The 18,279-nt window shown below is 39.3% G+C and carries 20 protein-coding genes and 1 tRNA gene; 20 read left to right on the top strand and 1 reads right to left on the bottom strand.

Annotated features, from left to right (window positions below; all coding sequences use genetic code 11):
- The 12 genes from hisH (at position 1) to N784_RS10395 (ending at position 9,565) form a co-directional block, all read left to right on the top strand.
- Positions 1-672, top strand: coding sequence for an imidazole glycerol phosphate synthase subunit HisH (gene hisH / locus N784_RS10340; RefSeq protein ID WP_036834690.1), 672 nt, complete (start codon positions 1-3; stop codon positions 670-672).
- The gene (gene hisA / locus N784_RS10345; protein WP_036834692.1) at positions 641-1,375 is read left to right on the top strand and encodes a 1-(5-phosphoribosyl)-5-[(5-phosphoribosylamino)methylideneamino]imidazole-4-carboxamide isomerase; all 735 of its coding nucleotides are present in this window, start codon (positions 641-643) and stop codon (positions 1,373-1,375) included. Before hisH ends, hisA begins: the two co-directional genes overlap by 32 nt.
- The gene (gene hisF, locus N784_RS10350) at positions 1,369-2,127 is read left to right on the top strand and encodes an imidazole glycerol phosphate synthase subunit HisF (protein WP_036834693.1); all 759 of its coding nucleotides are present in this window, start codon (positions 1,369-1,371) and stop codon (positions 2,125-2,127) included. The genes hisA and hisF overlap by 7 nt, the downstream gene beginning before the upstream one ends.
- Entirely contained in the window at positions 2,124-2,753 is a 630-nt protein-coding gene (hisIE, locus tag N784_RS10355; RefSeq protein ID WP_036834694.1) for a bifunctional phosphoribosyl-AMP cyclohydrolase/phosphoribosyl-ATP diphosphatase HisIE, read from the top strand. Before hisF ends, hisIE begins: the two co-directional genes overlap by 4 nt.
- A gap of 80 nt (positions 2,754-2,833) precedes the next feature.
- Entirely contained in the window at positions 2,834-3,844 is a 1,011-nt protein-coding gene (locus N784_RS10360) for a tetratricopeptide repeat protein (protein ID WP_052127260.1), read from the top strand.
- 89 nt (positions 3,845-3,933) lie between these two features.
- The gene (gene trxB / locus N784_RS10365) at positions 3,934-4,878 is read left to right on the top strand and encodes a thioredoxin-disulfide reductase (RefSeq protein ID WP_036834697.1); all 945 of its coding nucleotides are present in this window, start codon (positions 3,934-3,936) and stop codon (positions 4,876-4,878) included.
- Between the two features lie 299 nt (positions 4,879-5,177).
- The gene (locus N784_RS10370) at positions 5,178-5,651 is read left to right on the top strand and encodes an 8-oxo-dGTP diphosphatase (RefSeq protein WP_036834699.1); all 474 of its coding nucleotides are present in this window, start codon (positions 5,178-5,180) and stop codon (positions 5,649-5,651) included.
- 15 nt (positions 5,652-5,666) lie between these two features.
- A complete protein-coding gene (gene rapZ, locus N784_RS10375; protein ID WP_036834700.1) occupies positions 5,667-6,551 on the top strand; it encodes an RNase adapter RapZ in 885 nt (294 codons plus the stop codon).
- A gap of 3 nt (positions 6,552-6,554) precedes the next feature.
- On the top strand, positions 6,555-7,526 hold the full coding sequence (locus tag N784_RS10380; RefSeq protein WP_036834701.1) for a gluconeogenesis factor YvcK family protein: 972 nt from the start codon (positions 6,555-6,557) through the stop codon (positions 7,524-7,526).
- Between the two features lie 22 nt (positions 7,527-7,548).
- A complete protein-coding gene (whiA, locus tag N784_RS10385) occupies positions 7,549-8,499 on the top strand; it encodes a DNA-binding protein WhiA (RefSeq protein ID WP_036834702.1) in 951 nt (316 codons plus the stop codon).
- 146 nt (positions 8,500-8,645) lie between these two features.
- Positions 8,646-8,900, top strand: coding sequence for an HPr family phosphocarrier protein (locus N784_RS10390; protein WP_036834703.1), 255 nt, complete (start codon positions 8,646-8,648; stop codon positions 8,898-8,900).
- A gap of 242 nt (positions 8,901-9,142) precedes the next feature.
- Positions 9,143-9,565 (top strand): DUF1801 domain-containing protein, encoded by a 423-nt coding sequence (locus N784_RS10395; protein ID WP_036834706.1) that lies wholly within the window; start codon positions 9,143-9,145, stop codon positions 9,563-9,565.
- Positions 9,566-9,612: 47 nt separating this feature from the next.
- Here N784_RS10395 and clpP read toward each other — a convergent pair whose 3' ends face one another.
- Positions 9,613-10,191: an ATP-dependent Clp endopeptidase proteolytic subunit ClpP gene (gene clpP / locus N784_RS10400; protein WP_036834708.1), complete on the bottom strand. Its 579-nt coding sequence runs from the start codon at positions 10,189-10,191 to the stop codon at positions 9,613-9,615.
- A gap of 348 nt (positions 10,192-10,539) precedes the next feature.
- Here clpP and N784_RS10410 point away from each other — a divergent pair.
- The 8 genes from N784_RS10410 to gpmI all read left to right on the top strand — a co-directional run bounded on the left by N784_RS10410 (position 10,540) and on the right by gpmI (position 18,277).
- Positions 10,540-10,613, top strand: a tRNA-Arg gene (locus N784_RS10410).
- 132 nt (positions 10,614-10,745) lie between these two features.
- The gene (gene rpoN / locus N784_RS10415; protein WP_036834710.1) at positions 10,746-12,026 is read left to right on the top strand and encodes an RNA polymerase factor sigma-54; all 1,281 of its coding nucleotides are present in this window, start codon (positions 10,746-10,748) and stop codon (positions 12,024-12,026) included.
- On the top strand, positions 12,023-12,259 hold the full coding sequence (locus N784_RS10420; protein WP_036834711.1) for a glutaredoxin family protein: 237 nt from the start codon (positions 12,023-12,025) through the stop codon (positions 12,257-12,259). Before rpoN ends, N784_RS10420 begins: the two co-directional genes overlap by 4 nt.
- A gap of 155 nt (positions 12,260-12,414) precedes the next feature.
- Positions 12,415-13,443, top strand: a complete 1,029-nt coding sequence (locus N784_RS10425) for a sugar-binding transcriptional regulator (protein WP_036834713.1) — start codon at positions 12,415-12,417, stop codon at positions 13,441-13,443.
- A 39-nt stretch (positions 13,444-13,482) separates the two neighbouring features.
- Positions 13,483-14,490, top strand: coding sequence for a type I glyceraldehyde-3-phosphate dehydrogenase (gene gap, locus N784_RS10430; protein ID WP_036834714.1), 1,008 nt, complete (start codon positions 13,483-13,485; stop codon positions 14,488-14,490).
- 253 nt (positions 14,491-14,743) lie between these two features.
- Positions 14,744-15,934 carry a phosphoglycerate kinase gene (locus N784_RS10435; RefSeq protein WP_036834716.1) on the top strand — a complete coding sequence of 397 codons (1,191 nt, stop codon included), beginning with the start codon at positions 14,744-14,746 and terminating at the stop codon, positions 15,932-15,934.
- Between the two features lie 50 nt (positions 15,935-15,984).
- Positions 15,985-16,746 (top strand): triose-phosphate isomerase, encoded by a 762-nt coding sequence (gene tpiA, locus N784_RS10440; protein ID WP_036834717.1) that lies wholly within the window; start codon positions 15,985-15,987, stop codon positions 16,744-16,746.
- Complete coding sequence (gene gpmI, locus N784_RS10445) at positions 16,739-18,277, top strand: 2,3-bisphosphoglycerate-independent phosphoglycerate mutase (RefSeq protein WP_036834718.1); 1,539 nt, start codon at positions 16,739-16,741, stop codon at positions 18,275-18,277. Before tpiA ends, gpmI begins: the two co-directional genes overlap by 8 nt.
- Positions 18,278-18,279: the final 2 nt, after the last annotated feature.

Raw genomic sequence — 18,279 nt, forward strand, 5'->3', positions numbered from 1 at the left:
ATGATTGGCATTATAGATTATGGCATGGGTAACTTATTTAGTGTTTCAAAAGCGTTACAACATATGGACATTCCGCATGTTGTATCTGCTTCGCCAAGTGAACTACAAACGTGTAAAGGGCTTCTTTTACCTGGTGTTGGTGCTTTTCCAGATGCAATGAAGTCTTTAGAAGCTTCTGGAATGAAAGACTTTTTGCTGCACCAAGTGAACCAAGGTGTGCCATTGCTCGGTATATGTTTAGGAATGCAATTGTTATTTGAAGAAAGTGCAGAAGGTAAAGGGGCGGCAGGTTTAGCTCTTCTTCCAGGTCGTGTCGTTCGCTTTACTGGACAAGACGTACTTGGCAATAGATATAAAGTTCCGCATATGGGATGGAATGATTTGACTTTCTATCAACGAAACGATGTATTAACACAGTCCATCACGGGTGGTTATGTATATTTCGTTCACTCGTATTACGTGGAAACAATGGATCCGTCTATTGTCATTGCAAGTGCACGATATGAAACGGAAGTACCCGCTATTGTAGGAAAAGGGAACGTATATGGCACGCAATTTCACCCCGAAAAAAGTGCGACGACAGGTATGGCTATACTGGGGAACTTTTGTAACTTCATCATGAAGAAGGAGGAGTGTTTATATGGGACCATTCACAATTTATCCAGCTATTGATATCAAAAATGGGAAATGTGTTCGCCTAAGCCAAGGGGATTTCGAACGGGAAACAATCTATAGTGAAGATCCATTTGCAGTAGCGAAAGATTTTGCAAACCAAGGAGCAGAGTGGATCCATATAGTGGACTTAGACGGAGCTCGCGACGGAACAAAGGTGAATGAAAAGCATATTTTACAGATTTCCAGTGAATTACCTGTTCACGTTCAAGTGGGAGGAGGTATTCGTTCGAAAGCGGATGTTGCTTTTTATATAGAACGTGGCGTGTCGCGAGTGGTGGTTGGTAGCTTAGCCATTTCACAGCCAAATGTTACGAAGGAATTAGTAAAAGACTACAGTAGTAAAATTGCAATCGGCTTAGACGCTCGTGATGGTTACGTAGCGACGGAAGGGTGGTTGAATAATTCTCATCAACGCGTGATAGACGTCGGGAAGTATTTTGCTGAAAGCGGTGTGGAAACGTTCATTTTCACAGATATTGCCCATGACGGAATGATGAATGGTCCTAATATCGAGGCCATTGCTCAATTAGCTGACGTAACAGGGAAAAACGTGATCGCTTCAGGTGGTGTGGCTCAATTAGCGGATTTGCAACGATTAAAGCAAGTTAGCAACGTAACAGGTGTTATTATCGGCAAAGCGCTTTATACGAAACAAATGACGGTAAGAGATGCGATTGATGAGGTGACAGAACGATGTTGACGAAACGAATTATTCCTTGTTTAGATGTCCGAGAGGGTCGCGTTGTAAAGGGGATCCAATTTGGCAACATTCGTGATGCAGGAGATCCTGTTCAATTGGCTAAGCTATATGATGAACAAGGTGCCGATGAACTCGTCTTTCTTGATATTTCAGCTACTAATGAAGGGAGAAAAACGATGCTCGAAGTCGTGCGCCAAGTCGCGGCTACGCTAACCATCCCGTTTACAGTTGGGGGAGGAATCGCATCTATTGCTGACATGCGAGCTATTTTGCGAGCTGGGGCAGATAAAGTATCGCTAAATTCAGCTGCTGTTCGTAACCCTGAGCTTATTCGGGAAGGGGCGCGTTATTTTGGTTCGCAATGTATGGTTGTAGCAATCGATGCGAAATATAAGAGAGCGTCAAACTCTTGGAACGTATACACCCATGGAGGGCGAGAGGAGTCAGAATGGAATGTAATCGATTGGGCGCAGCACGTGCAGCGATTAGGTGCTGGGGAGTTATTGCTTACTAGTATGGATCAGGACGGTGAGAAAAGCGGATTCGATTTACCTTTACTCGAAGCGATTCAGCAAAAGGTGTATCTACCAGTAATCGCATCAGGAGGAGCGGGGCGAGGAGAACATTTTGTACAAGTTTTTCAACGTAACCTTGCTGATGCAGCATTAGCAGCATCAATTTTTCATTACAAAGAAACATCTATTACAAATGTGAAGCAAATGTTAAAACAAAGTGGGGTGCATGTACGGTGAACATAGGGAGGATTCAATTTGATGAAAATGGATTGGTACCAGCAATTATTCAAGATGCCAGAAGTAAAGAAGTGCTGACACTTGCGTACATGAATGAAGCAGCAATGAAGCAAACAATAGAAAGTGGAGAAACTGTATTATATAGTCGATCTCGCCAATCGTTATGGAGAAAAGGGGAAACGTCAGGTCATACACAACAAGTGATTTCTATGAAATATGATTGTGATCGAGATGCTATATTACTTCAAGTTATTCCGAATGGTCCTGCTTGCCATAAAGGGGAGGTAACTTGCTTTTCCTCTACTTTATATGGAGAGGAAAAGTCTACACCGCATTCGTATAATTACATATTAGACGAATTAGAATGGTTGTTAATGGAGCGAAAGAAAGTTCCAATAGAAGGCTCTTATACGTCTAACATGCTTCGTCAAGGGTTGGATCGAATTGCTAAGAAAGTTCCGGAAGAAGCTGGAGAAGTGGTTATTGCTGCTAAAAATAACGATCATGAGGAATTAGCGGAAGAAACAGCAGATTTATTTTTTCACACGTTATTATTACTCGTGGACCGCGGATTATCCTTGAGTGATGTGTTACAAGTGTTGGAAATTCGTCACCGAAAAAAATAAACACATGTTGGTTGAAAACGGAATATAGTGTATAATGCCCTGTGGATATATCATTGTTTGGTTCGAAGAGGAGGACCTATATGGATAACTCCATGACTAGCTCACAGGGGAAAATACATCGAAATGTTATCCCCTTTACACCTGAAGGGGAGTTTTATTTTGGTCAAGGTGTGAGGGCATTTCAACGGAGAGAATTTGAAAAAGCTATAAAATGGTTAACAAGAGCGATTGAGTTATCGCCGAAGCAACCTTTATATCATTGTCAGTTATCGGTCGTTTACACGGAAACTGGTCAATATCATAGTGCGAATCAAGTACTAATGAACGTGTTAGCTGAATTTGGTCATGATTACGTCGATTGCCATTATTTAATCGCTAACAATTACGCCCATCTAGGGTTGTTCCATGATGCGATGAAATTTGCGAAAGATTACTTACAACGAGCACCTGAAGGGGATTTTCATAAAGAAGCGGAAGAACTAGTAGAAATGTTAACAATGGACGATGAGGAAGATGAGGAGGAATTTGCGGAAGAAGATGAATTGATGCGTTATCAGGAATCTGCCTTTTATTACATGGAGCATGAGCAATGGGAACAAGCTTTGCCCATATTAGAAGAAATGATGCGCTTATTCCCGAATCATATACTTGCAAAACACAAATATGCAGAAGCACTATTTTTTAGTGGGGAAAAAGAAGAAGCTATTGAGTTAGAAGAACAATGGTTACAACTTAATGATTCTTCTTTGCATACGATTTGTAACTTGGCAATATTTTATCATTTGACGAGCAACAAAGAAGCAGCAGAAGTACACATTCAACAAATAAAGAATGTTTATCCTATAAGGGAACAACAACAGTTAAATATAGCCGTTACACTTGCTAGGATTGGATGCTATTATGAATCCTATGAACGATTTAACCGACTGCCAAAGCGTAAATTAAAAGGACATCTATCCTACTATAAATGGTATAGCATTACGGCTTATCATTTAGGCGAACCGTCGATTGCTATTCAACTATGGGAAGAAGGATGCATACGTCATTCTGGATTGTCCACTTTAGGCGGTCCTTGGGGCAATAGTGATTGAAGTATGAGCAAATCGATAGACCTTTGCAAACGAATTATATACGATGAGGATAGATGAATTAGATAGAAATGAAGAAGGGGTTGTAAATAGTGACAGAAGAACGTATTTATGACGTAATTATTGCAGGTGCTGGTCCTGCAGGTATGACAGCAGCAGTATATGCATCGCGTGCGAATTTAGACACACTTATGATTGAGCGTGGTATTCCTGGTGGACAAATGGCAAATACAGAAGATGTGGAGAATTATCCAGGATACGATCATATTCTAGGTCCAGATCTATCCAATAAAATGTTTGAGCATGCAAAAAAGTTTGGTGCAGAATATGCCTATGGTGACATTAAAGAAGTAATCGACGGCAAAGAATACAAAACAATTAAAGCGGGAAGCAAAGAATTTAAAGCACGCGCTATTATTATTGGTACAGGCGCGCAATATAAAGCGTTAGGTATTCCAGGAGAACAAGAACTTGGAGGCCGTGGTGTATCTTATTGTGCAGTTTGCGATGGAGCTTTCTTTAAGAATAAAGAACTTGTTGTTATTGGTGGTGGAGATTCTGCTGTTGAGGAAGGTGTTTATTTAACACGCTTTGCAGAAAAAGTGACAATCATTCACCGTCGTGATCAATTGCGAGCACAACAAATCTTACAAGAGCGTGCCTTCGATAATGAGAAAATTGATTTCATTTGGAACACAGAGGCGAAGACCATTAATGAAAAGGACGGCAAAGTAGGAAGCATTACATTAATGAATAATCAAACTGGTGAAGAATACGATAAACCAGTAGACGGTGTATTTATCTACATCGGTATGAATCCTTTAAGTGGACCGTTCCAATCTTTAGGAATTACTAATGAAGAAGGCTACATTGAAACAAATGAGAAAATGGAAACGAAAGTCCCTGGCATTTTCGCAGCAGGCGATATTCGTGAAAAAGAGTTGCGCCAAATTGTAACAGCTACAGGTGATGGTAGTATTGCAGCTCAAACGGCTCAACATTATGTGGAGAACTTATTAGAAGAAATCGGCAAATAAGCACACTTTAGGTGGAAGGCGTAATTGAATTGTAAAGAAGACAATAACAAAACGTAATTACATCTTAATTGTGCTGTAACACGCATGAAATATTTATAGGGTACAATGGAACTAACTAATTGACCCCCTTTTAATATAGTTAGTTTGCACAGGCTATCGCGTTAGCCTGTGTATTTTTTTTGTTTGTAGAAATATGTGGATATTTGTGAACAACACTTCTGTTGATTGTAGGAAATTTAGGTGCATAGTATAATAGGTTAGAGTACCTCTACTTAGGAGATAATCGAGGTGAATAAACAATGCAGCGCGTTACGAATTGTATATTAAATCATCAAGGCAAGATGTTAATGCTAAAGAAACCACGACGTGGCTGGTATGTAGCTCCTGGTGGAAAGATGGAACAGGGTGAACATATTCAACAAGCTGTGGTTCGTGAATTTTATGAAGAAACAGGACTTACATTGCAACATCCACAAGTGCGTGGAGTTTTTACATTTTTAATGAAAGACGAAGCTCAAGGTGAAGTCATGCAAGAGTGGATGATGTTTACTTTCTATTGTGAGGATTACAGTGGACAATTATTGGATCAAAGTTCTGAAGGTGATCTAGAATGGGTGGAACTCGATGAAGTGGTAGGAAAGCCAATGGCAGAAGGAGATCGTTTCTATATAGATCACATTTTGGCATCAAGGGAAACGCTATACGGAACATTTACGTACACCTCTGATTTTAAATTATTAGATGCGACATTAACCCCCAAATCCCGTAAATAAAAGGAGCGATACAACATGGCTGGTCATTCAGAAGAAACTCAACTCGTTATTATTACAGGTATGTCAGGAGCCGGAAAAACAGTTGCAGTACAAAGCTTTGAGGATTTAGGTTTCTTTTGTGTGGATAACCTTCCTCCAGCATTGTTAACCAAATTTTTAGAATTAATGAAAGATCCTAAGCATAATATCCAAAAAGTAGCACTTGTCATGGACTTAAGAGGAAGGGAATTTTTTGACTCTTTATTTGGAGCTTTGGATTTACTTTCAAAAGAAGATTGGTTAACATCCCATATATTATTTTTAGATGCGAAAGATGAGTCGTTAGTATCTCGTTATAAAGAAACTAGGCGCTCTCATCCATTAGCTTCAGAAGGACTTCCTTTAGAAGGAATTAAGCAAGAAAGGTTGTTACTAGATGAATTGAAAGGTAGAGCCCAAAATATTATTAATACATCAGACATTAAACCACGAGAGCTACGCGAACGCATTCTGAAATCTTATTCAGAGAAAACACAGCAAGTATTCTCTGTACAAGTTGTATCTTTTGGTTTCAAATACGGTATTCCTATTGATGCTGATTTAGTATTTGATGTGCGTTTTTTACCGAACCCTCATTACGTTGAGCAAATGCGTCCGTTAACAGGCTTAGATGAGGAAGTTTCCAGCTATGTGTATAAATGGGGAGAGACACAATCCTTCATTGTGAAGCTGAAGGATTTATTAGCGAACATGCTCCCACAATATAAACGTGAAGGGAAAAGCCAACTCGTGATCTCGATAGGATGTACAGGTGGACAGCATCGCTCCGTTGCGATTGCGGAAGATATTGCTAAACATTTTTCTACCGACTATGTCACCCATGTAACGCATCGAGATATTGAAAAAAGAAAGGGTAAATAATATATGACTAAACAAACGTTACCACGCGTGGCTGTTCTCGGTGGAGGAACAGGAATGCCTGTTTTGTTAAGAGGTTTAAAAGACTATCCAATCGATTTAACAGCTATTGTAACGGTAGCTGATGATGGAGGAAGTTCTGGTCGGTTACGAAATGAGTTATCTATTCCAGCACCTGGAGATATACGGAATGTCATTGCTGCTTTATCTGAAGCTGAACCAATGCTGTTAGACTTGTTTCAGCATCGGTTTTCTGATGGGAATGGATTGTCTGGTCACTCCATGGGTAATCTATTATTAGCTGCGATGACGTCTATTACACATGACTTCTTTCATGGTATTAAAGAAATATCTCGAGTACTCAATGTGAAAGGAACGATATTGCCCATTGCCAATCAGAACATGTATTTACAAGCATTAATGCATGACGGTAGTGTTATTTCAGGCGAATCGAAAATCCCCGAGTCAGGTAAAAGAATTAAACGTGTTTTTTTAAGTCCGCAACCTGTAGAGCCGCTTCCAGAAGCCATTGAAGCAGTGAAACAGGCAGATTTGGTTGTCATAGCTCCAGGTAGCCTTTATACGAGTACATTACCGAATTTAATTATTCCTCATATAAGTAATGCGTTACGTGAAACACAAGGAAAAGTTGTTTATGTTTGTAACGTCATGACACAAGATGGAGAGACGAACGGATATTCTGCAGCTGATCATGTAAAGGCGATTCATGAGCACATTGGTGAAGGATGTGTAGACGCCTTACTCGTTCACAATCAGCCAATTTCAACCAACGTCAAAAAAATGTACGCCGCTGAAAATGCAGTTCCCGTCGTTTATGATCATGATTGTATTCGTAAATTAGGTGTGGACATTATTGAAGGAGATATTATTGACCCGAAGCAAACAACGTTACGACATGATACGAATAAAGTAGCTAAGATGCTCGTATCTTTAATTAATAGACAAGATGAACATTAAGTGAAGACAGGAGGTGTGAAGGATGTCGTTTGCATCAGAAACGAAAAAAGAATTAACCTCCATTGAAGTAGATTCATGTTGTGCAGAAGCAGAATTAGCAGCGCTTATACGTATGAACGGATCTGTTTCATTTTCGAATCGTATGTATGTGCTAGATGTACAAACGGAGAATGCTGCTATTGCTAGGCGCATTTACACATTAGTGAAGCGGTTATACAATTTACGAGCAGAATTACTTGTCCGTAAGAAAATGCGTCTCAAGAAAAATAACGTCTATATTGTGCGTATGAAAGAGCAAGTGAGAAAACTACTCATGGATTTGGAAATTTTAGAAGAACCTTTTTCGATTATTAGAACGATATCACCGAAATATTTAGATAAGAAGTGTTGTAGAAGAGCTTACTTACGTGGAGCATTTCTAGCTGGCGGTTCCGTTAACAACCCAGAAACATCTTCCTATCATATGGAAATATTCACAATTTATGAGAAACACAATGATTCTTTGTGTGAGTTAATGAATAAGTTTGATTTACATGCTCGTGCCATTGAGCGACGAAACGGATTTATTTGTTATGTGAAAGAAGCAGAGAAAATAACAGAATTCCTTAATATAATTGGTGCCCATCAAGCTTTATTGAAGTTTGAAGACGTAAGAATTGTTCGAGACATGCGTAATTCAGTAAACCGCCTTGTTAATTGTGAAACAGCGAATTTAAACAAAACAATAGGCGCAGCATTCAGACAAGTCGAGAACATTAAACACATTCAAGAAACCATTGGATTAGAAATGTTACCAGACAAATTACGTGAATTAGCTGTTTTACGCATTGAGAATCAAGACGTTACTTTGAAAGAATTAGGGGAACTTATGTCAACGCCAATCAGTAAATCAGGTGTAAATCATCGCCTGAAAAAAATTGACGAATTTGCAGACAAACTACGAAAAGGAACGCTTGTCGGGAATGGACACTAACGCTTTTCTTTTTCATAGGTTATATGATACAATGTTTTTAATTTAAAACGCTTCTTATATAGAAGCGTTTTTTATAACACGACATGCAAGCGCTTTCTGATATAGATGGAGTGAAATCAAGGTGGAGAAAAGAGAGGAGAATAGAAGTGTTAGAGAAAGCTGTTACCGTAACATTAAAAACTGGGCTACAAGCAAGACCGGCTGCTTTATTTGTACAGGAGGCTAATCGTTTTACCTCAGATGTGTTTTTAGAGAAGGATGGTAAAAAGGTGAATGCCAAAAGTATTATGGGATTAATGAGTTTGGCTGTTGGTCCTGGTGAGGAAATAGCGATTCAAGTAGAAGGGCACGATCAAGAAGAAGCCCTTCATAAATTGGTTCAATTTGTAACAGCTTACTAAAAATGTTTTTATGCCGTACGAATGTGAATAAGTGAACAAATAAAACTAGCGAAATCTTTTTTATATTAGATTTTGCTAGTTTTTTAGTTTACGTTCATTTCAAAATTGCTTTGTGCCGAACGAATGGATTCGAATAATGAAATTGATTTATTTTAAAAGAAGGGAATAGAAGTGAAGTTGTCTAAATTGTACGGTATACTATTAAAAGATAGATTATTCAGAATTTAATAAGGAGGAAAATTATGTATAAACAAAAAACGCGAGAAAACAATTTGAGTGTTATTGAGTTTATTGAATCAGTAGAAAGTATAAAGAAGCGAGAAGATGCGTATACGTTACTAGATATTTTTGCACAAACAACAGGGTATGAAGCAAAAATGTGGGGATCAAGCATTATTGGATTTGGTAGCTATCGTTACAAGTACGCTTCTGGACATGAAGGGGATGCGCCTTTGGTCGGTTTTTCACCTCGTAAAGCGAAATTTAGTTTATACTTTTCTCTTGAAGAAACAAAACGTGAAGCATTGTTACAAGATTTAGGGAAACATACAAGTGGTAAAAGTTGTGTTTACATTAACAAGCTTGCAGATATCCATGTGGAAGTATTAAAAGCATTAATTATGGAGTCTGTTTCATTTTTGGATCAAACAACAGTTCGAAAATAAAACAAGAGCACCTATTTTATACTAGGTGCTCTTGTGTGCCACGAATATTATTTCTCCATTACTTTGTCAATTAAGCCGTATTCTTTCGCCTCATGTGCAGACATGAAATTGTCACGATCTGTATCACGTGCAATTACTTCATAATCTTGACCAGTACGTTCAGAAAGAATCGTGTTTAGCTTTTCGCGCATTTTAATAATACGGTTGGCATGAATTTGAATATCAGATGCTTGACCTTGTGTGCCGCCAAGTGGTTGGTGAATCATAACTTCACTATTTGGCAAAGCAAAACGTTTGCCAGGCTCACCTGCAGCTAATAGGAAAGCTCCCATAGATGCGGCCATACCTGTACAGATAGTAGAAACTTTCGGCTGAATATATTGCATTGTATCATAGATAGCCATACCTGCCGTAATCGATCCACCTGGTGAGTTAATGTATAAGGAAATGTCTTTTTCCGGATCTTCAGCAGACAGGAATAATAATTGTGCTACAATAGAATTTGCAACATTGTCATCAATCGCACTACCAAGCATAATGATGCGGTCTTTTAGCAAACGTGAATAAATATCATACGCACGCTCTCCACGATTTGTTTGCTCAATAACTGTAGGAATTAAATTCATAATATAATCCTCCTTTTAATAATCAATCTGTATAGTAGCTAAGTTTATCATACAGAAAAGGTCAATAAAGGTCAAACAAAAAGACTTTGCTTATTGATTTCCCATTCCTCATATTATGTATATAAACAAACGTTGTATATCCTTCATCTTACCCTGATTGGATAAAGATAAACTTCTCACGAACATAAACGAATAATTGGATAAGGGGATTGTTCTCCTTCTTCCTTGTGAAAATGTACCTTGAAATGTGTTGTACTTTCCCGTTATAATATAAGTTGTCCTTGTTTAAGAAACATAGGAAGAAGTTTTCCATATAATTGATGGAAAGCATATAGACTTTCTTATTATGCGCCCGTAGCTCAGCAGGATAGAGCGGTAGATTCCGGTTCTACGTGTCGGGGGTTCGAATCCTCTCGGGCGCGTCTGTTTTGGTGCATCCATTCCTCATAAGTGGGGGTGGATGCTTTTGTATACACAAAAAAAGCTGTACGTCGTTTTTTACTACAAGGTTTGTAAGCGATTTCTTGGTGGTCACAAGTAAAGAGGTGAATGAAATGAAGCCGACTTTAACACAAGAGCAAAGACTAACTTGGAAGATGTCCCAACGGTTAAGTCAAGCCATTGAGATACTTCAGTACAATGGTGAAGAGTTATTGGAATTTCTAGAGCAACACTTACAAGATAATCCACTCCTCAAATGGGATAAGAGTAATTTGCCGATATCTGGAGGAGAGTTGCCGATTTCAGGAGTACCAACGGCAGAAGAAGACTTGTACACATATTTGAAAGATCAATTGCTTGAACTGTCCTTGCAAGATGGTAGGAAGGCCATTGTGGAGTATGGCATTGATTCTTTGAATGAAAATGGGTACTTAGATAATGACTTAGAACAGTGGCAGCAAGCATTACAAGTGGAACAGGAGCAAGTACAGCATGCGTTAAGCATCATACAATCGTTAGAACCAGCAGGTGTTGGGGCTCGCTCGTTACAAGAGTGTATCGTATTGCAGTTACAAAGAAAAGAATGTCCATCTTTCATCGAACATTTAGTAGAACATCATCTAGAATGGATAGCAGATGATGACCGATTTGAAATTATGCAAGCGTATGAAGTGAACGAGCAGGAAGCTAGGGAAGCTATTGAAGCAGTTAAGCGATGTCATCCTAGGCCCGGTTTACAATTCGCACCGATAAAAAAAGACTATATCGTACCAGATGCGACGATTTATCATAAAGATGGCCGTTGGCACGTTGATTTATCCTATTTAAATACGCCGAGCATATCGATTGATCAAACATATGCCAATACTTCTATTGATGATGTGGAAGCGCAAACGTACATACAAGATAAATACCGTCATGCTAATTGGATTGTCATGGCTATTGAGCAGAGAAAACAAAACGTATTAGCAATTATTGAAGAAACCGTTCACCGTCAAGTACCGTTTTTAGAAAGTGGTCCGACCTTTGTGCAGCCGTTACGTATGCGAGAAATTGCCTTCGAGGTTGACTTGCACGTTTCCACTGTTAGCCGGGCCATTCGAAATAAATATGTGCAAACACCACACGGAATATATCCATTGAAATTTTTCTTTCAACAAGGTGTGAAATCTCGCCATCGAACGGAAACGTCGTCCTACACTGTTAAACAGTGGCTGAAAGAACTGATTGAGAAAGAAGATAAGAATAAACCTTACTCAGATCAAAAGCTTCGTGATATATTAGAACACACATATGGTGCTTACTTATCAAGAAGAACAGTGGCGAAGTATCGAGAAGAAATGCTATTACCTTCATCAACGAAACGTCGCAGCAAGAAAGGGAGAAACACATGAATCAGTACGTTGTCTTATACGGTAAACCAAATTGTCCTTTATGTGAGGAAGCAAAGGAAATAATAAAACGGTTAAAAAAAGAGTATGATTTCAATTTAATAGAGAAAGATATATATGCGGATGAGCAATTGCTTGAAAAGTATATGTTGAAAATTCCCGTTATTGAAATGAACGGGAAAGAGGTTGATTATGGGCGAATTAATGAACAGTTAATAAGAAATCGTTTACAATGAAAAAATAAACTTCGTTAGTTGCAAGGTACGTATGGGACTGTTACAATAGACTTGTAAGTAACGTGGTGAATTTTTTTTGGACCTACCGGGACAATATACGACAAGGTGGGACGTAATATAACCCGATATCTTACGTAAAGTAAAGGAGCTATACCATGAGAGCATTAATTGACCTACAAAGTAAATTATTCCCCGATGTATTAGAAGTATTACAACGCAGATATGAAATTCTTCATAGGATTCACTTAATGGAGCCAATCGGACGAAGAACTCTCGCCGATCATTTGCAAATGCCTGAGCGTCTTGTTCGTTCTGAAATTGATTTCATGCACGAGCATGAACTAATTGAAGTAACAACGAGAGGAATGCATTTAACCCAAGAAGGTAAAAATGTCATTTTCCAACTTCAAGCATTTATGCAAGAACTAAGAGGGGTTTCCTATTTAGAAGAACAAATTAGGAATCAATTTCAATTACAGCACGTTATAGTCGTGCCAGGGGATAGTGACGAACTCTCATGGGGGAAACAGGAGATGGGCAAAGCCTGTGTTCGTTATTTAAATGATATTCTTTCAACAGACGATACCATTGCTGTTACAGGAGGAGGAACGATAGCAGAAGTAGCGAATATGATGTCTCCCCTAGAAAAAGCTGAAAACTGCTTGTTTGTTCCTGCCAGGGGCGGTCTTGGTGAAAATGTTGAAAATCAGGCGAACAATATTTGCGCTAAAATGGCTCAAAAGGCAAATGGTGATTATCGCCTCCTGTATGTTCCTGATCCTTTAAGCGAAGAAGCTTATCAAACTATTATTGAAGAACCTGCTGTTAAAGAAGTATTACAGCTCATCAAGTCAGCAAACGTTATTATTCACGGTATTGGCGATGCAATCACAATGGCGAAACGAAGAAAAACGCCAGCTGATGTAATGAAGAAGATTGAAGAAGGAAAAGCTGTAGGAGAAGCCTATGGTTATTATTTTAACGAAGAAGGGAAAATAGTGCATAAGGTTCGTACAGTAGGCATTCAATTGGAAGACATTCAGCAAGCAAATTGTGTTATAGCTGTTGCTGGTGGGAAGTCTAAAGCGCAAGCAGTTGCTTCCTATTTTAAACAAGCACAATGTCACGTATTAATTACAGACGAAGGTGCTGCAAAAGAGTTAATAAAGGGATCACCCCTTTAATTATAAAAAAATTCATGTATTCTCAAGGAGGAGTTTTGAATGGCAATCAGAATTGGAATTAATGGGTTTGGACGTATTGGACGTAACGTATTCCGTGAAGCTTGGAAAAACGAACAGGTAGAGATTGTTGCTATTAACGATTTAACAGATGCAAATATGCTTGCACACTTACTACAGTACGATACGGTTCATGGAACTTTCGAAGAAAAAGTTTCTGTAAATGGTGAAAACCTGGTAATTGGCGGGAAAGAAATTACTGTCCTTTCTGAACGCGATCCTGCAAACCTTGGTTGGGGTGATTTAGGAGTAGATATCGTTATCGAATCAACTGGTCGTTTTACACAACGAGAAGATGCTAAGAAGCATATGGACGCGGGTGCGAAGAAAGTCATTATCTCTGCTCCAGCTAAAGGAGAAGACTTAACTGTCGTAATGGGTGTTAACGAAGAAGATTATGATAAAGACAATCACCATGTAATTTCTAATGCTTCTTGTACGACAAATTGTCTTGCACCATTTGCGAAAGTACTTCATGATAACTTTGGTCTTAAACGTGGTATGATGACAACTGTTCACTCCTACACAAACGACCAACAAATTCTAGATCTTCCTCACAAAGATTATCGTCGTGCTCGTGCAGCTGCAGAGAACATCATTCCTACAACTACTGGTGCTGCTAAAGCGGTAGCGAAAGTATTACCTGAATTAGAAGGTAAGTTAACTGGTATGGCAATGCGTGTTCCAACGAAAAACGTTTCTCTAGTTGACCTTGTAGTTGAATTAGATAAAAACGTAACAGCTGAAGAAGTAAATGCGGCACTGAAGCAAGCAGCTGAAGGTGATCTTAAAGGTATCTTGAACTACTCTGAAGAAGAGCTCGTGTCTAGCGACTACAACGGCTCAACTGCATCTTCTACAATCGATGCTCCTTCAACACTTGTGATGGAAGACAACTTGGTGAAAGTTGTATCTTGGTACGATAACGAAACAGGCTACTCAAGCCGTTGTATCGATCTTGCTATTTATCTTGCAAACAAAGGCCTTTAATTCATAAAGAAGGCAGGAAAGTAGCTCCTTGAAATTGTATAAGTAATAGGGACCATCGCAAAGAGCACGGGGGAGCAATACCTCCTCCTTTGCGATGTTTGTTTGTATGAGATTTGTGTATAATGGTATGTGGGCAATGTAATACATGGTTTCATCCCAATCCCTTTCATATGTTTCGCAGTCTCTTGAAAAGAGGAAACGTACATATAGGGAAAAACACATTTCAAGATTAGTTAAAGGAGGTACTCATCCCATGAACGTGAATGAGAAAAAGTCGATCAAAGACGTAGAAGTAAAAGGAAAGAAAGTATTTTGTCGTGTCGATTTCAACGTACCAATGCAAGACGGTGAAGTGACAGACGATACACGTATCCGTGCTGCTATCCCGACGATTCAGTATTTAATTGATCAAGGTGCTAAAGTAATTCTGGCAAGCCACCTTGGACGTCCTAAAGGAGAAGCGGTAGAAGAATTACGTCTAGACCCAGTAGCAAAACGATTAAGTAACTTACTAGAACGTACAATAACGAAAACAGACGAAGCTTACGGAAGTGAAGTGGATGAGGCTGTATCAAACATGAAAGAAGGAGATGTACTTCTTCTTGAGAATGTGCGTTTTTATCCAGGTGAAGAGAAAAATGATGAACAATTAGCGAAGCAATTTGCAAACATAGCTGATCTATATGTGAATGATGCTTTTGGAGCTGCACACCGCGCTCACGCATCTACAGAAGGAATTGCTCATCACTTACCTGCTGTTGCTGGATTCCTAATGGAAAAGGAATTACGCGTCCTTGGCAATGCGTTACAAGACCCTGACCGCCCATTCACTGCTATTATTGGTGGTGCGAAAGTAAAAGATAAGATTGGCGTCATTGATAATCTGATTGATAAAGTGGATAACTTGATTATTGGTGGAGGGCTTGCTTATACATTTGTCAAAGCTCAAGGTCATGAAATCGGTAACTCCTTATTAGAAGAAGATAAAATCGATGTTGCCAAACAATATATGCAAAAAGCGCAAGACAAAGGTGTAAATTTTGTAATGCCTATTGATGCTATTGTTGCGGATGATTTCTCAAACGATGCGAATATACAAACGGTAGATATTGATAGCATCCCTGCTGATTGGGAAGCATTAGATATTGGTCCTAAAACGGTAGAGAAATATAGTCAAATTATTAAAGATTCTAAGCTCATCATTTGGAACGGTCCTATGGGTGTGTTTGAATTAGAATCATTTGCGAATGGAACGAAAGGTGTTGCCCAAGCACTTAGTGAAACAGATGGCTATAGTGTAATCGGTGGAGGTGACTCTGCGGCAGCAGTTGAGAAATTTGATTTTGCTAGTCAAATGAGCCATATTTCTACTGGTGGCGGGGCATCTTTAGAGTTTATGGAAGGTAAGAATCTTCCAGGTGTAGCGGCTTTAAACGACAAATAAACTAGCTACACATATTTTTGATTCATAATAAGTTAAGATGAGGTGAAACCATGCGTAAAAAAGTCATAGCAGGAAACTGGAAAATGAACAAATTACTTAACGAGGCAGAAGGTTTCATTACGGATGTAAAAACACAAGTACCTTCTTACGATCAAGTGGAGTCAGTAGTGGTAGCACCATTTACACATCTTCACACGCTGGTGCAAAAAGCAGCAGGTAGTGATGTGAAAATCGGCGCACAGAATATGCACTTTGAAGAAAGTGGAGCTTTTACTGGTGAAGTAAGTCCAGAAATGCTAAAGGACATTGGCGTAGACTATGTCGTATTAGGCCACTCTGAGCGTCGTGAGCTTTTTGCTGAAACGGACGAATCTGTTAACAAGAAAACACATGCAGCATTTAAACATAGCTTAGTGCCGATTGTATGTGTAGGGGAAACAGATGAACAACGCGAGAACAATCAAGCGAACGAAATTGTAGAAGAGCAAGTGAAACGAGCTTTAACAGGTTTAACAGAAGAGCAAGTGAAACAAGTCATCCTTGCTTATGAACCTATTTGGGCTATTGGTACAGGAAAGACAGCTACTGCAGAAGATGCGAATGCAATGTGCGCGCATATTCGTAGTGTTGTGAAGGAATTTGCTAGTGAAGCTGCAGCAGAAAGCATTCGTATTCAGTACGGTGGAAGTGTAAAACCTGCTAACGTAGAAGAACTGCTTGCTCAATCTGATATTGACGGTGCATTAGTAGGTGGAGCTAGCCTTGAAGCTAATTCTTTCTTAGCTTTAGTGGAGGCAGGTAAACATGAGTAATTCCAACCTTGCTGCCTTAATTATTTTAGATGGTTATGGTATGCGTGATGAACAGTTTGGAAATGCGGTGGCCCAAGCGAATACACCGAACTTCGACCGATTTTGGAATCAATTTCCTCATGCTCAATTAACAGCTAAAGGGGAAGCGGTTGGTCTTCCGGCAGGTCAAATGGGGAACTCCGAAGTCGGGCATTTAAACATTGGTGCTGGTCGAATTGTGTACCAAAGCTTAACACGTGTGAACATGTCTATTCGCGAAGGTGACTTTTTTGAAAACGATCGTTTTATAGAAGCAATGGAGCATGCGAAGCAAAAAGGAACGGCATTACACTTATTCGGCTTACTGTCTGACGGTGGTATTCATAGCCACATTAATCATTTATTCGCTTTATTAGAAATGGCTTCTAAACGTCAAGTAGAGAAAGTGTATGTGCATGGATTTCTTGATGGTCGTGATGTCGGCCAGAAATCAGCAAAACAGTATATAGAATCTTTACAGGAGAAAATGGATGAGTTAGGCGTGGGAGAACTAGCGACAATTTCAGGCCGCTATTATTCCATGGACCGTGATAAACGTTGGGATCGTGTGGAGAAGGCCTATCGCGCGATGGTATACGGAGAAGGGCCTCATTATGAAGATCCAATTCAGCTTGTGGAGGATTCTTATGCCAATGAAATTTATGATGAATTCGTTATCCCTTCTGTGCTAACAGATCAAGATGGTAATCCTCGCGCAACGGTTCAAGATGAGGATGCGATTATCTTTTATAATTTTCGTCCTGACCGTGCGATTCAGATTTCTAGCACGTTTGCTAACCAAGATTTCCGTGACTTTGATCGTGGTGAAAAGGCACCGAAGAACACTCATTTTGTCATGCTAACTCACTTTAGTGAAACCGTTAATGGCTATGTTGCATACAAGCCTGTCAACTTAGATAATACGCTAGGAGAAGTGTTAGCACAAAACGGATTAAAGCAACTTCGCATTGCAGAAACCGAAAAGTATCCACACGTTACATTCTTTATGAGTGGTGGTCGTGAGGCGGAATTTGCAGGGGAGGAACGCATCTTAATTGATTCACCGAAAGTAGCAACTTATGATTTAAAACCTGAAATGAGTGCTTATGAGGTAACCGATGCTTTACTACAACAATTAGATGCAGATAAGCACAATGCCATCATTCTTAACTTCGCCAACCCAGACATGGTAGGGCATAGTGGTATGTTAGAGCCTACTGTGAAAGCAATTGAAGCAGTTGACGAATGTTTAGGAAAAATTATTGACAAAATCATCGAAAAAGGTGGACATGCGATCATTACAGCAGACCATGGTAATGCGGATGAAGTTACGACACCTGATGGGAAAGCAATGACTGCTCACACAACGAATCCTGTACCTGTCATTGTGACAAAAGAAGGTTTACAGTTGCGTGAGGATGGTATATTAGGAGACCTTGCTCCGACATTACTTGATTTATTACACGTAGAACAACCAGAAGAAATGACTGGTCAAACATTAATTAAAAACTAAAC

This window comes from Pontibacillus litoralis JSM 072002, assembly GCF_000775615.1.
Lineage (GTDB): Bacteria > Bacillota > Bacilli > Bacillales > BH030062 > Pontibacillus > Pontibacillus litoralis.